The sequence below is a fragment of the Streptomyces sp. NPDC049970 genome (genome assembly GCF_040660235.1).
In the GTDB taxonomy this organism is placed as follows: domain Bacteria; phylum Actinomycetota; class Actinomycetes; order Streptomycetales; family Streptomycetaceae; genus Streptomyces.
In genome coordinates, this window is the sequence record NZ_JBFALP010000036.1 from 1 (window position 1) to 13890 (window position 13890).

Here is a 13890-nt window from a genome sequence, read left to right on the forward strand (position 1 = left end):
TGCCCTGGGGCTCGATCGAGATTTCCCTGCGCGCGGGCGGCATTGTGCGTTCGTCGTGCAGGAGTACCTGGCCGACGTGGGAGGAGAACAGTTGGGCGGCATACGCCGGCTGTTCACCTGGAAAAAGCTGCTGGGCGCGGCCCTCGGCGTGTGCCTGCTGGGCATCGGCGCCTTCATCGTGCTCTACATGATGGTCGGCGTGCCGCAGGGCAACGCGGTCGCGCAGCAGGAGAGCAACGTCTACAAGTACAGCGACGGCACCATCCTGGCCCGCGCCGGCAAGGTCAACCGTGAGAGCGTCTCGCTGGAACAGGTGCCCAAAGCGGTCCAGCACTGCTTCGTCGCGGCGGAGAACAAGTCCTTCTACCACGACGCCGGCATCGACCTGAAGGGCACCGCCCGCGGTCTGCTCAACACGCTGACCGGCAAGGGCACCCAGGGCGGTTCGACGATCACCCAGCAGTACGTCAAGAACTACTACCTGAACCAGGACCAGACCGTCACGCGCAAGCTGAAGGAGCTGGTCATCTCCCTGAAGGTCGACCAGCAGATGTCCAAGGACGACATCCTGGCCGGCTACATCAACACCAGCTACTACGGCCGCGGCGCCTACGGCATCCAGGCCGCCGCGCAGGCCTACTACCGCGTCGACGCCAAGGACCTGACCGTCGAGCAGGGCGCCTACCTGGCCGCGCTGCTGCAGGCGCCCAGCCAGTACGACTGGGCGGTGGCCAGCGACACCGGCAAGAAGCTGGTGCGGCAGCGCTGGGACTACGTGCTGGACAACATGGTCGAGCAGCACTGGCTGGACGCCGCCAAGCGGCAGGCCATGAAGTTCCCGGTGCCGAAGGAGCCGCAGGGTGCGCCCGGCCTGGAGGGCCAGAAGGGCTACCTGATCGACCTGGCCGACAAGCAGCTGGAAGCCCAGCTGATGAAGCAGGAGGGCATCACCCAGGCCGAGGCCGAGGCCGAGGTCGTCGGCCGGGGCTGGACCATCACCCTGAACATCGACAAGAAGAAGCAGGCCGCGCTCGAGAAGGCGGTGGAGCAGCAGCTCACCAGCAAGCTCGACCCCGAGAAGCGGAAGGTGGACGCCGACGTCCAGGCCGCGGCGGTCTCGGTGGACCCGAAGACAGGCGGCATCGTCGCCCTCTACGGCGGCGAGGACTACTTCAAGCACTACTACAACAACGCCACCCGCAAGGACTACCAGCCGGCGTCCACGTTCAAGCCGGTCATCCTGGCCGCCGCCCTGGACGAGGGCGCCACCACCCAGGACGGCAAGCCGATCAACGCCGACACGATCTACGACGGCACCAGCGGCCGCCAGGTCGTGGACCACGGCACCAAGGTCGGCTTCGGCCCGCCCAACGAGGACGACGTCTCCTACGGCGACATCACCGTGCAGACGGCGATGAACAAGTCCGTCAACTCCGTCTTCGCGCAGATGGGTGTCGACGTCGGCATGCAGAAGGTGATGGACGTCGCCGCCAAGCTCGGCATGGACACCGAGGGCATGCAGCCGGTGCCCGCGCAGACGCTCGGCTCCATGGGCGCCAGCCCCCTGGAGATGGCCGCGATCTACGCCACCCTCGACAACCACGGCAAGAAGGTCACCCCGAGCATCCTGAAGTCCGCCTCGAACAGGTCCCGCACCGCGGACATCGAGGACCCCATCGGCGACCAGGTCATCAGCCGTGAGGCCGCCGACACGGTCACCTCGGTGCTCACCGGGGTGGTCGACGACGGCACCGCCCGCGCCTCGGTGCGGGACAACCCGCTGCGCCGCGGCCAGCAGGTCGCGGGCAAGACCGGCACCTCCGACGAGAACAAGTCGGCCTGGTTCACCGGCTACACCCCCGACCTGGTGACGTCGGTGGGTCTGTTCGGCGAGGACGCGAAGACCCACGCGCACACCTCGCTGGCCGGCGCCACGGGCCTGATCCCGGGCAGCGGACGCATCAACGGCGGCGGCTACCCGGCGCAGATCTGGGCCGCGTACACCTTCGGCGTGCTGGACAAGACCAGCACGTTCGACCTGGACACCACCCAGGGCGCGGCCGTGCAGCCGAGCTGGACGCCGTCGGCCACCCAGTCGCCCAGCGAGACGCCGTCCGAAACCCCCACCAGTGCTCCGCCGACGACCTCCGCGCCGCCGTCGGAGTCGCCCAGCCAGACGCCGTCCGATGCGCCGAGCCAGACGCCGTCGCAGTCCCCGAGCGGCACGGCGCCGTCGACCTCTGAGCCGCCCGACGACGGCGAGGACGGCGACGGGGGCATCTTCGGCAACCGGGACCAGCTGGAGGACCGTCAACCGAGCCGCTAGACCCGCGCACGCGCCGGATCACAAGACACATCAGGGGCGCCCGGTGAAAGCCGGGCGCCCCTGATGCGTCGTCGGTGATCCGCCGTCGTGCCGTGCACCGCCGGTGCACAGCTCTTCAGGACCGGTTCACGATCGGTTCAGCTCGAACCACACCACCTTGCCGGTGGAGAGCCGGGTCGCCCCCCACCGCCTGGCCAGCCGGTTGACGAGGAAGAGCCCGCGCCCGCCCTCGTCCGTCTCCCGGGCGCGCCGCTGCCTGGGCAGCTGCGGTGAGTCGTCGCCGACCTCGCAGCGAAGGATGTCCGTGCGCAGCAGCCGCAGGGTCACCGGACGCTCCGCGTAGCGCACCGCGTTGGTGACCACCTCGCTGACCAGCAGTTCCACCTCGTCCGAGATGTCGTCGAGGCCCCACCGGCTCAGCGCCCTGCGGGCCAGCCGACGGGCCCGTCCGGGCGCCGCGTCCTCCGGATCCAGGGACCAGTAGGCGACGTCGCTCGGCGCGATCCCGTCGAACCGGGCGGCCAGCAGGGCGATGTCGTCGTCCCGGTCGCCCGGGCCGAGCATGTCCAGTACGTCGTCGCAGAGCGCCTCCAGCGGAGGCGAGTGGTCCGGCCCGGTCAGCTGGGCGGTGGCCGCGAGCCGCTCCCGCAGGATCTCGATGCCGGTCCAGACGTCCCGCATCCGGGACTCCACCAGACCGTCCGTGTAGAGGAGCAGCGTGGCACCGGCGGGTGCGTCCAGCTCCACGGCCTCGAAGTCGACCCCGCCGACGCCGATCGGTGCTCCCGGGGGCACTCGCAGCACCTCGGCCCGGCCGCCCAGGTGGAGCAGCACGGGCGGCGGGTGACCCGCGTTGGCGATGGTGATCCGGTGCGCGACGGGGTCGTACACCGCGTACATGCAGGTCGCCATCCGGTCGCTGCCGAGCCGCTGGGCCTGCTCGTCCAGGTGGTGCAGCACCTCTTGCGGCGGCAGGTCGAGGCCGGCCAGGGTCTGCGCGGTGGTGCGGAGCTGGCCCATGATCGCCGCGGACGTCATGGAGTGGCCCATCACGTCGCCGACGACCAGGGCGACCCTGCTGCCGGGCAGCGGGATCGCGTCGTACCAGTCGCCGCCGACCCGGGCCGTCTCGGCGGCCGGGAGGTAGCGCGAGGCCAGGCGTACGCCGGTGGGCTGGGGCAGGGAGTCGGGCAGCATCGTGCGCTGCAACTCGTCCGCGATGTAGGCCTCTCGGCCGTACAGCACGGCCTTGTCGATGCCCAGCGCGGTGTGCGTGGCCAGCTGGGCCGCGACCAGCAGGTCGTCGGCCTCGAACGGCGGGCGGTCCGTGCCGCGCAGGAAGACGGCGGCCCCGATCACCCGGCGCCGGCCACGCAGCGGCGCGAGGATCGCGCGGTGCCCGGTGGGCACGGTCCGGCCCGCGCCCAGCAGCTCGGGCAGGGCGACCCGGGCCGCGGCGGAGTCGCCGAATACCGGCCGCACCCCGCGCAGCACCTCGGCGAGCGCGCCGCCGGCCTGGATCTCGCAGAGGTCGGCGGCGGGCAGCAGGCCGGCCTGCGGGTCGGTGACGGGCAGTCTGAGCCGCTCGCCCTCCGGGCCCCCGTCGCTCTCCTCGTCGGCCAGCCGCAGCCTGTCGGTACGCCGCAGCCGCAGCACGAAGGGGTTGACCGGCCGTTCGTCGCCCACCGGGAGCGGGTCGCGGAGGTAGACGAGTATGGCGTCGGAGAACGTCGGCACGCTCGCCCGGCACAGGCCCAGCACGATCTCGTCCAGGTCTATGCCCCGGGCGATCCTGCGGGTCGCGGCGCCGACGAAGCGCAGCCGGTCGCCTTCGCGGCGGCTCAGCGTCTGGGTGTCCACGACGGGTCCGGACTCCCCGGGCGCCGGACTCGGCACGGTGTTCGGGGTCTGGCCCGCTGCCGGGGAGGGGCCGGGGATCGCGGCGGCGGCGCCCGGCGGGGCCTCCTGCTGCCGGGGCCTGGCGCGCTCCTGCGGCCGGGCAGCGAGAGGCTGCCGGCCTTCGTGGGAGGTGGGATGCTCCGTCACGCGTGGGATTCCGTCCGTCCGGGCCGGGTGTATGAGGCAATCACCTCGTGGGGCGACACTGTGCCCCGGTAACAGCGCCGAGAACAACGGCTGTCACCGAATGCCCTCACAGAAGGGGCCGAAACCGCACGGCCGGCGGGCGGGCCGACACGAGGTCTCCCGGCGACGGGGCCGACACGAGGTCTTCCGGCGGCTGGGCAGCGGACGGCGAACACGTCTCCACCCCCTCGTAGTGGTTCGTGCCACCGCACGGCCCGCCGGGCTCCGTGGCCCGTGCGGCTCGTGCGATGAGTGCGGTGACTTGTGGTCAGTTGCTGTTCCGGTCACGCCGGTTGTGACGCGACGGACCGGTGGGGCGGTTTCACGGAAGGCGATCCTACGTTTGCCCCCCTGGGGTGCATCAAGGGTCTCACGACGGGGTGGGGGCGGGGGTGCGGTCCCAGTCATCCGGCAGCGGAGGGACCCCCCAGCGGGGATCGGGCCGCCAGTGCTCCCAGCCGTCGCTGAAGGGCGCGCCCCAGTGCCGGATCACCTCGACGGCCGCCAGGCCCGCCTCGCGCACCCGCCGGGCGGTGGCCGCGTCCATCAGCCCGACCCGCTGCGCCTGGGCGAACTCGTCCTCGTCGAGCCACTCCCAACTGTGGTCGGGGCGGACGGAGATGTCGAGGAAGTGATCCTGCGAATCGATCCCTCCCGACCAGCGTGACCGGGGTTCCTCCAGGTTGACGTACCAGTTGCGGAAGAGCCAGCCGCGGTCCCAGAACAGCCAGACCGACCAGGGGTCACCGGGCCGGGCGAGCTTCAGCACCCCCGAGCCGAACCACCGGGAGCGCACCGTAGTGCGCGGGCGCGTGTAGCGCGTGGCGAGCGGTTCGGCGTGCACCTGCGTCCCGTCGGCGAGCACGGGTCTCACGCACTCGGTGCCGGACGCCATCCACACGGCGAGCAGTTCCTCCGTGTCCTGGACGACGGTGACCGGCCGGCAGATGTGCAGCCCGCCGGCGCCGCCGCCCCCCCCGGGCCGTCCGTTGTCGCGGTAGCGCCAGAGGATCCGGTCTCCCGGCGCCCAGCGCCCGTCGTCCCCCGCACCCGCCCCGGTGCCTGCTCCCGTGCCCGCTTCCGTCGCTGTCATGAAGAGATCTTAGGGACGCGTCCGCCCGCGCGCCGGGTTACTCCCGACGGCCCGTTCACGGACGGGTCATACGCAACACGTCCAGCGCCGCGTCGAGCTGTTCCAGGGTCAGGTCGCCGCGCTCGACGTACCCTCCGGCCAGCACCGTCTCGCGGACGGTCGCGCCGTCGGCCAGCGACTTCTTGGCGACCTTCGCCGCCTCCTCGTAGCCGATGTACCTGTTCAGCGGGGTCACGACCGAGGGCGAGGACTCCGCGTAGCGCCTGGCCCGCTCCACGTCGGCGGTGATGCCGTCGACCGTTCGGTCGGCGAGCAGCCGGGACGCGTTGGCGAGCAGGCGTACGGACTCCAGCAGGTTCTTCGCGATCACCGGGAGCATCACGTTGAGCTCGAAGTTGCCGGCCGCCCCGGCGGCGGCGACCGTCGCGTCGTTCCCGGTGACCTGGGCCGCGACCATCAGCACGGCCTCGGGGATCACCGGGTTGACCTTGCCCGGCATGATCGACGACCCCGGCTGGAGGTCGGGCAGACTGATCTCGGCCAGGCCGGTGCGGGGTCCGGAGGCCATCCAGCGGAGGTCGTTGCAGATCTTGGTGAGCGATACGCCGACGGTGCGGAGCTGCCCCGACGTCTCGACGAGGCCGTCCCTGGCCCCCTGCGCCTCGAAGTGGTCGCGGGCCTCGGTGAGCGGCAGCCCGGTCGTACGGGCGACCTCGGCGATGACCGCCGCGGAGAAGCCGGGCGGGGTGTTGATCCCGGTGCCCACCGCCGTTCCGCCCAGGGGGAGTTCGGCGAGCCGGGGGAGCGAGGCGTGCAGCCGCTCGACGCCGTGCCGGATCTGCGCCGCGTAGCCCCCGAACTCCTGGCCGAGGGTGACGGGGGTGGCGTCCATCAGGTGGGTACGGCCCGACTTCACGACCTCCGCGAATTCGGCTGATTTCCGCTCCAGCGACTCGGCCAGATGTTCGAGTGCGGGGATCAGGTCCGCGGTGACGGCCGCGGTCGCGGCGATGTGGATCGACGAGGGGAACACGTCGTTCGACGACTGCGACGCGTTGACGTGGTCGTTGGGGTGCACCTCTCGCCCGAGCCGCTCGGTGGCGAGCGTGGCCACGACCTCGTTGGTGTTCATGTTGGAGGAGGTGCCGGAACCCGTCTGGAAGACGTCGACGGGGAAGTGCTCGTCCCAGCGCCCCGACGCCACCTCGGAGGCGGCCCGCTGGATCGCCTCGGCGATGTCCGGGTCCAGCACCTCCAGCTCGGCGTTGACCTTCGCCGCGGCGGCCTTGATCCGGGCCAGGGCCTCGATGTGGGCCCGTTCCAGACGCTGCCCCGAGACGGGGAAGTTCTCCACCGCGCGCTGGGTCTGCGCCCGCCACTTGGCGTGTGCGGGCACCCGCACCTCGCCCATCGAGTCGTGCTCGACGCGGTACTTCGATTCCTCGGCCGGTCCGTCCATGGTGTTCAAGCCTCCTGGTGGAGATGAGCACGTGGGGGGATCCACGTATTCCCTGAGCGCTGTACGCCAGAAAATATCCGCAGAGGTGTCGCGGGCAGCCGGACGCGGCGGAGCGGGCGCGCCGTGGGGCGCGCCCGCTCCTCGGCACGGTCGCGCCGTGTCAGTTGCAGGGGAACACGTAGTCGTTGGTGTAGTTGATGAAGAGGTTGCCGGACGAGGTCCCCATCCTGGCCGTCACCTTCGCGCAGGCGATGCTCGAGACGTAGACCGGACCGGCGTACTCGGAGAAGTTGCCGGAGTCCGTGTCGCAGCCGGTGTTGTCGACCTTGCAGACCTTCAGGTACATGTACCGGGAGACGCCCACGTTGTTGTCCATGATCGCGCAGCCCTTGCCCCCGCTGGTGTACGAGAAAAGGGTCGCCAGGCGCATCCCCGGGTCGGTTCCCACGGGCAGCGGGATCGCCTTGTTCAGGGTGTAGCCGGTGCCGCACACCGTCGCGGCCGCTGCCGTGGCCCGCGGGTCCGACTCGGCCAGGGCCAGGGTCGTGGCGTCCGCCTCCGCCGAGACGGACACGCCGGGCCGGTCCGCGGCCACGGCCTGCGGGGCGGTGAGCGCGGCGGCGGCGAGGGCGGTGACGGCGAGAATCGCGCGCATGACAACTGCCGAACGAGGCATCACTGAAACGGCTTTCTGCTGGAGGGAGTGTCCTGCCCGCACCTGTGCCCGGTCGGGTGATCCGGTGCGCAGGGCGCCCGCCCAAGCTAGACGCGGCCCGCACCCGGAGGTGCGGCCTTGGTGTTCTCTGGCGTGAACAGGTCCCGTCCACCACCGGGTTCCGCCGCCGGCGGTCCTCGGCGCCCGGCCGCGAGGAGCCAGGGATGGCCGGAACCGGCGGGTCCCGGGCACAGGGCCGGTCGGAACCGACGGGTCCCGGGAACGCGGCAGGGGCACCCGGCCGGTGGCCGGATGCCCCTGTGAGGCCGCGAAGGTCAGCCGAGGCCGGGTCCGCGGACCGGGATGCTCGTGAAGGTCGGGGCGGGGGCGGGTTCGGTGAAGAAGTCGTTGCCCTTGTCGTCGACCACGACGAAGGCGGGGAAGTCCTCGACCTCGATGCGCCAGACCGCCTCCATGCCGAGTTCCTCGTACTCGACGACCTCGACCTTCTTGATGCAGTCCTGGGCGAGGCGCGCGGCGGGGCCGCCGATCGAGCCGAGGTAGAAGCCGCCGTGCGCGTCGCAGGCGTCCGTGACCTGCTTGGACCGGTTGCCCTTGGCGAGCATCACCTTGGAGCCGCCCGCCGCCTGGAACTGCGCGACGTAACTGTCCATCCGGCCGGCCGTCGTCGGGCCGAAGGAACCGGACGCGTACCCCTCGGGCGTCTTCGCCGGGCCCGCGTAGTACACCGGGTGGTCCTTGAGGTACTGCGGCATCTCCTCGCCCGCGTCGAGCCGCTCCTTGATCTTGGCGTGCGCGATGTCGCGCGCCACGACCAGCGGGCCGGTCAGCGAGAGCCGGGTCTTGACCGGGTACTTGGTGAGCTCGGCGAGGATCTCGTCCATCGGCCGGTTCAGGTCGATGCGCACCGCCTCGCCGGACTCGTCTAGGTGCTCGTCGGTGGTGTCCGGGAGGAAGCGCGCCGGGTCCTTCTCCAACTGCTCCAGGAACACGCCCTCGGCGGTGATCTTCGCGGTCGCCTGGCGGTCGGCCGAGCAGGACACGGCGATGGCCACGGGCAGCGACGCGCCGTGCCGGGGGAGACGGACGACCCGGACGTCGTGGCAGAAGTACTTGCCGCCGAACTGGGCGCCGATGCCGATCCTCTGCGTCAGCTCGAAGACCTTGCGCTCCAGTTCCTCGTCCCGGAAGCCGTGGCCGGTCGCGGAGCCTTCGCCGGGCAGCTCGTCCAGGTAGTGCGCGGAGGCGTACTTCGCGGTCTTCAGGGCGAACTCGGCCGACGTGCCGCCGACGACGATCGCCAGGTGGTACGGCGGGCAGGCCGCGGTACCCAGCGAACGGATCTTCTCCTCCAGGAACTTCATCATGGAGGCCTCGTTGAGGACCGCCTTGGTCTCCTGGTAGAGGAACGACTTGTTGGCCGAGCCGCCGCCCTTGGCCATGAAGAGGAACTTGTAGGCGCCGCCGTCGGTCGCGTACAGCTCGATCTGCGCCGGCAGGTTCGAGCCGGTGTTCTTCTCGTCCCACATGTTCAGCGGGGCCATCTGCGAGTAGCGCAGGTTGAGCTTGGTGTACGCGTCGAAGATGCCGTGCGAGAGGGCCTCCTCGTCACCGCCCTCGGTCAGCACGTTCTGCCCGCGCTTGCCCATGACGATCGCCGTGCCGGTGTCCTGGCACATCGGCAGGACACCCGCGGCGGCGATGTTCGCGTTCTTCAGGAGGTCCAGCGCGACGAACTTGTCGTTGGAGGAGGCCTCGGGGTCGTCCACGATGCGCCGCAGCTGCGCCAGGTGGGCGGGGCGCAGATAGTGCGAGATGCCGTGCATGGCCTCGGCGGCGAGGGTGCGCAGCGCCTCCGGTGCCACCTTGAGGAACGTACGGCCGTCGGCCTCGAAGGTCGAGACGCCCTCGGCTGTCACCAGCCGGTACGGCGTGGTGTCCTCTCCCAGGGGGAGCAGATCGGAGTACGCAAACTCTGGCATTACGGCCATTCCTCACTCGGCGACGGCGGCTGACCTCCCTCGGGCAGCGCACCCACCAGGGTAGAGCGCCGGAACCGCGCCGGTCCTGTGAGGTAGGGCTCACCCCGATCGCCCGATCCGGTCCCGGTTTCGCGGCGAGGCCGCAGAGGTACTGGTCGCGATCTATCGCGTTTGGGTAGTCTGGTTCGGTGGACCTCGAAAAGCAGCCTCAGCAGCCCGACGCTCCGGCCGGTCCCGCGCCCGCCGGGATCCGCGCGTCCGACGCGGACCGCGACCGGATCGCGGACATCCTGCGGGACGCCGTGGCGGAGGGCCGGCTCACCGCCGAGGAGCACGCCGAGCGGGTGGACCTGGTCTACCGGGCCAAGACCGTCGGTGAACTCGAGCCGCTGGTACGGGATCTCCCGGTGCCGGGCGCGACGAACCGCCTCGGCGCCTCGCCCTACGGGTACGGCCCCGATGCGGCCGCCGGACCCGCCGAGAACCTCGTGGCGGTCTTCAGCAGCTCCACCCGCAGGGGCCGTTGGCGCGTGGGCGGCCGTACGAACGCCTTCTCGCTCTTCGGCAGCGTCGAGATAGACCTCACCGAGGCGCTTTTCGGTCAGCGTCTGACCGTCATCAACGCGACGTCCATCTTCGGCTCCGTCGAGATCAGGGTCCCGGAGAACATCTCGCTGCGCGGCAGCGGGACGGGCGTCTTCGGCAACTTCGAGGTCGACACACTGGAATCCACCGATCCGGAAGCGCCGGTGGTCGTGGTGAACGGCTACTCCGTCTTCGGGAGCGTCGAGGCGAAGCCCAAGCGCGGCAAGCTCATTGCCAATCTTCACCAGCAGTTGCGCAAACACCTCGGTCACTGAACCGGGCGGACGGCCGACCGCGAGTTCCGGCCATGCGGCTGCGGGGCGCCCCCGTGGAGGGCCCGCGTGGACGCCACGCAGTGCATAGGCGTGCGTACAGCGGGTAGGGAGTGCTGCATCGCCTCTCGCTCACGAAGCCCAAGCCGTCGTCAGGAGTGGACCGTGCTGCATTCGCCGCATCAGCCCCTGCAGGTCGCCGCCGTGCCCTCCCAGCGCACCCCCGCGCGGGAGGACGAGGCGGGGCCCTGGCACTCGGAGGCGGTGTGCCGCCGAGACGAAGCCGGGCTGTTCTTCGCCCCGTCGAAGGAGCCGACTGCTGCCCGGCTATCCCGCGAGGAGGCCGCGAAACAGGTCTGCGCGCGATGCCCTGTGATGGTGGAGTGCCGGGAGCACGCACTCGTCCAGCCCGAGCCCTACGGGGTGTGGGGCGGCCTCACGGCCGCCGAGCGCCGCGTCGCACTGGCCCGGCGCCGCAGGCGGGACATCGAGCTGAAGGCGACGTCCCCGACCGAGCGCATAGCCGCCGCGGGCTGAAACCCGCAGGCGAGGAGTGCGGGGCAGCCCGGCCGGGGCCGCCCCACGCCCTCTGTTTCCCGCCTACTTGGCCCGGTCGAAGTCGATCGCACTGTACGCGCGCAGCTTCGAGAGCCGGTGCGTCGAGTCGATCTTGCGGATCGTGCCCGACTTGGACCGCATCACCAGGGACTCCGTGGTGGCCGTCTCCGCGCGGTACCGCACACCGCGCAGCAGTTCACCGTCGGTGATCCCGGTGGCGACGAAGAACACGTTGTCCCCGCTGACCAGGTCGTCCGTCGACAGCACCCGGTCCAGGTCGTGGCCGGCGTCCAGTGCACGCTGCCGCTCCGCCTCGTCCTTGGGCCAGAGCTTGCCCTGGATGACACCGCCCAGGCACTTTATGGCGCAGGCCGAGATGATGCCCTCGGGGGTGCCGCCGATGCCCATGAGCAGGTCGACGCCCGTCCCGTCGCGTGCCGCCATGATCGAGCCGGCGACGTCACCGTCGGAGATGAACTTGATCCGGGCGCCCGTCTCCCGGATCTCCCGCACGATGTTCTCGTGCCGGGGGCGGTCCAGGATGACGACGGTGACGTCCTCGGGGGTCGAGCTCTTGGCCTTCGCCACGCGCCTGATGTTCACGGACACGGGTGCGTTGATGTCGACGAAGTCGGCCGCCTCGGGGCCGGTGACCAGCTTGTCCATGTAGAAGACGGCGGACGGGTCGAACATCGCCCCGCGGTCGGCCGCGGCCAGCACGGCGATCGCGTTGGGCATGCCCTTGGCGTTGAGCGTGGTGCCGTCGATCGGGTCGACGGCGATGTCGACCTCGGCACCGGTGCCGTCACCGACGTGTTCGCCGTTGAACAGCATGGGGGCTTCGTCCTTCTCGCCCTCACCGATGACGACGACACCGTTCATCGACACGGTGGAGACGAGCGTGCGCATGGCGTTGACGGCGGCGCCGTCGGCGCCGATCTTGTCGCCGCGGCCGACCCAGCGCCCGGCGGCCATGGCCGCGGCCTCGGTCACCCGGACCAGTTCCAGGGCCAGGTTGCGGTCGGGGGCCTCCGGGGAGACCTCGAGCGGGGACGGCAGATGATGCTCGGACATCGGAGCGCACCTTTCTGTACGACGACGACCGGAAAAGAGGGTGCTGTGACTCTATCGGTAGGTCGATAAAATGAGCAGGGCGGGTCACTTATGAGCGGATGCTCCAAGGGGGGCGGGTGGACGCCCCGGGGCGGGGCGTCCGGAGGCGCATGCCACCATTGAGTCCGTGGCAAGCAAGCGAGGCAAGCAGACCGTCCGGGACATGTTCCTGTCGATGCTCGTGATCACCGCAGTGGCGGGGGTCGTCTACATCTTCATTCCGCACGACGACAAGGCCGACCCCGTCAAGGCGGTCGACTACCGGGTCGAGCTCGCGACGGCGCGTCGCGCCGCTCCGTATCCCGTGGCGGCCCCGGACGGGCTGCCGAAGGGGTGGAGGCCGACCTCGGTCTCGTACGAGGGGCACAACGGCTCCGGCTGGCACCTGGGCTTCCTCGACCCGGACAAGAAGTACGTCGCCGTGGAGCAGTCCACCACCCCGGCCAGGAAGTACGTCCCCGAGGTCAGCCGGGACGCCAGGAACACCGGGCGCACCCGCGAGGTCTCCGGCAGGGAGTGGCAGGTCTGGGAGGGGTCGAAGTACGACGCGCTCGTGCTGCGGGCCGAGGGCGTCACCACGGTGGTCACGGGCTCGGCGCCCGCGGACCGGCTGGCGGAGATGGCCACGGCGCTGCGGACGGCGGGCCCCGAAGCGTCCGGCGCCCCCGAGGCGTCCACGGTCCCCGAACCCTCCGCGACCCCCTGACGCCCTCCGCATGTCCCCGCGAGCCGCTGAGGTCTCCGCGACCCCTGATGTCCCCGAGAGCCGCTGGGGTCGCCGCGGCCTCGTGAGGTCTCCGCGACCCCGGAGGCGCCCGCGTCCCCCGGACGTCGCCGCGCCCCCGGACGTCTCCGTCCCGCCCCGGTGGCAGGCCGCTCCGTACGCCGAGGAAGCCCCGCAACAGCTGTTGCGGGGCTTCCTCGGCGTACGGGCCTCCGTCGCCCGGTCGCGGGCCTTGCGGGCAGGCGGCGGGATCGGGTGGATCAGACGGTCGTGACGACCTCGTCGTAGGACAGGCGCGGCAGGCGCGGGCGCCAGGCGTCCGCGCCGGGCCTGCCGATGTTGACGGCCATCAGCAGCGTGTGGTCTCCGTCGGAGAACTCCTTCTCGACACCGGCGGCGTCGTACCCGGTCATCGGGCCGGCGGCCAGGCCGGCGGCGCGGACGCCGACGATGAAGTAGCCGGCCTGCAGTCCGGCGTTCAGCGCGGCGGAGCGCTCGCGGGCCGGACGCTCGGAGAAGAAGGCGTCCTTGGCCTGCGGGAAGTGCGGCAGGAGGGCCGGGAGCTCCTCGTGGAACTCGTTGTCCGCGAACAGGAGCGCGACCAGCGGAGCGGTGGAGGTCTTCGGGCGGTTGCTCTCGGTCATGTGCTTCACGAGTCGCTCGCGACCCTCCGGCGTGCGGACCAGGACGACGCGCAGCGGCGACTGGTTGAAGGCGGTGGGGCCGTACTTGACCAGTTCGTAGATCGCCTGGACCTGCTCGTCGGTCACCGGCTCGTCGGTGAACGTGTTGGCGGTGCGGGCCTCGCGGAAGAGGAGGTCCTGGGCGGCGGGGTCAAGTACGAGGGACATGTGGAGCGGTACCTTCCGGACGGTGTGCAGGTCGAACGATGCCGTTACCGTAGCCCAGAAATAGATTAAACTTCAACTAAAACTATCCCGGGTGATCGACCCCGCAACAACCGCACCCCCCCCGACAGGACCCCCGAGCCGCCCTGGGGGTGGCGCGCCACCCCCA

11 protein-coding genes are annotated in these 13890 nt (G+C 70.9%); 4 read left to right on the forward strand and 7 right to left on the reverse strand.

Annotated features, from left to right (window positions below; all coding sequences use genetic code 11):
• The first annotated feature begins 55 nt into the window (after positions 1-55).
• Positions 56-2326, forward strand: a complete 2271-nt coding sequence (locus AB0I83_RS31065) for a transglycosylase domain-containing protein (RefSeq protein WP_363307020.1) — start codon at positions 56-58, stop codon at positions 2324-2326.
• 126 nt (positions 2327-2452) lie between these two features.
• Here the strand turns inward: AB0I83_RS31065 and AB0I83_RS31070 are convergent, their stop codons facing one another.
• From AB0I83_RS31070 to AB0I83_RS31090, 5 genes are all read right to left on the reverse strand, one after another.
• On the reverse strand, positions 2453-4372 hold the full coding sequence (locus AB0I83_RS31070) for an ATP-binding SpoIIE family protein phosphatase (RefSeq protein WP_363307016.1): 1920 nt from the start codon (positions 4370-4372) through the stop codon (positions 2453-2455).
• A 409-nt stretch (positions 4373-4781) separates the two neighbouring features.
• Positions 4782-5504, reverse strand: a complete 723-nt coding sequence (locus AB0I83_RS31075; protein WP_356538138.1) for a DUF402 domain-containing protein — start codon at positions 5502-5504, stop codon at positions 4782-4784.
• A gap of 55 nt (positions 5505-5559) precedes the next feature.
• A complete protein-coding gene (locus AB0I83_RS31080; RefSeq protein ID WP_356538139.1) occupies positions 5560-6963 on the reverse strand; it encodes a class II fumarate hydratase in 1404 nt (467 codons plus the stop codon).
• A 160-nt stretch (positions 6964-7123) separates the two neighbouring features.
• Positions 7124-7618: a hypothetical protein gene (locus tag AB0I83_RS31085; RefSeq protein ID WP_363307017.1), complete on the reverse strand. Its 495-nt coding sequence runs from the start codon at positions 7616-7618 to the stop codon at positions 7124-7126.
• A 335-nt stretch (positions 7619-7953) separates the two neighbouring features.
• The gene (locus AB0I83_RS31090) at positions 7954-9621 is read right to left on the reverse strand and encodes a fumarate hydratase (protein ID WP_363307018.1); all 1668 of its coding nucleotides are present in this window, start codon (positions 9619-9621) and stop codon (positions 7954-7956) included.
• A gap of 188 nt (positions 9622-9809) precedes the next feature.
• Between AB0I83_RS31090 and AB0I83_RS31095 the strand changes: the two genes are divergently transcribed.
• Complete coding sequence (locus AB0I83_RS31095; protein WP_356538144.1) at positions 9810-10481, forward strand: DUF1707 domain-containing protein; 672 nt, start codon at positions 9810-9812, stop codon at positions 10479-10481.
• Positions 10482-10643: 162 nt separating this feature from the next.
• Positions 10644-11015: a WhiB family transcriptional regulator gene (locus tag AB0I83_RS31100; RefSeq protein WP_356538146.1), complete on the forward strand. Its 372-nt coding sequence runs from the start codon at positions 10644-10646 to the stop codon at positions 11013-11015.
• Between the two features lie 63 nt (positions 11016-11078).
• On the opposite strand, the gene glpX is transcribed toward AB0I83_RS31100, so the two are convergent.
• Positions 11079-12110 carry a class II fructose-bisphosphatase gene (glpX, locus tag AB0I83_RS31105; RefSeq protein ID WP_356538148.1) on the reverse strand — a complete coding sequence of 344 codons (1032 nt, stop codon included), beginning with the start codon at positions 12108-12110 and terminating at the stop codon, positions 11079-11081.
• Positions 12111-12276: 166 nt separating this feature from the next.
• Here glpX and AB0I83_RS31110 point away from each other — a divergent pair, with 166 nt between their 5' ends.
• Positions 12277-12855 (forward strand): DUF4245 domain-containing protein, encoded by a 579-nt coding sequence (locus AB0I83_RS31110; protein WP_363307019.1) that lies wholly within the window; start codon positions 12277-12279, stop codon positions 12853-12855.
• Between the two features lie 278 nt (positions 12856-13133).
• Here the strand turns inward: AB0I83_RS31110 and AB0I83_RS31115 are convergent, their stop codons facing one another.
• Complete coding sequence (locus AB0I83_RS31115; protein ID WP_356535696.1) at positions 13134-13724, reverse strand: malonic semialdehyde reductase; 591 nt, start codon at positions 13722-13724, stop codon at positions 13134-13136.
• Positions 13725-13890: the final 166 nt, after the last annotated feature.

Coding starts and splice junctions, on each gene's coding strand:
- AB0I83_RS31075 (WP_356538138.1), bottom strand. CDS start 5,504: ATGACAGCGACGGAAGCGGGCACGGGAGCAGGCACCGGGGCGGGTGCG.
- AB0I83_RS31080 (WP_356538139.1), bottom strand. CDS start 6,963: ATGGACGGACCGGCCGAGGAATCGAAGTACCGCGTCGAGCACGACTCG.
- AB0I83_RS31085 (WP_363307017.1), bottom strand. CDS start 7,618: ATGCGCGCGATTCTCGCCGTCACCGCCCTCGCCGCCGCCGCGCTCACC.
- AB0I83_RS31090 (WP_363307018.1), bottom strand. CDS start 9,621: ATGCCAGAGTTTGCGTACTCCGATCTGCTCCCCCTGGGAGAGGACACC.
- glpX (WP_356538148.1), bottom strand. CDS start 12,110: ATGTCCGAGCATCATCTGCCGTCCCCGCTCGAGGTCTCCCCGGAGGCC.
- AB0I83_RS31115 (WP_356535696.1), bottom strand. CDS start 13,724: ATGTCCCTCGTACTTGACCCCGCCGCCCAGGACCTCCTCTTCCGCGAG.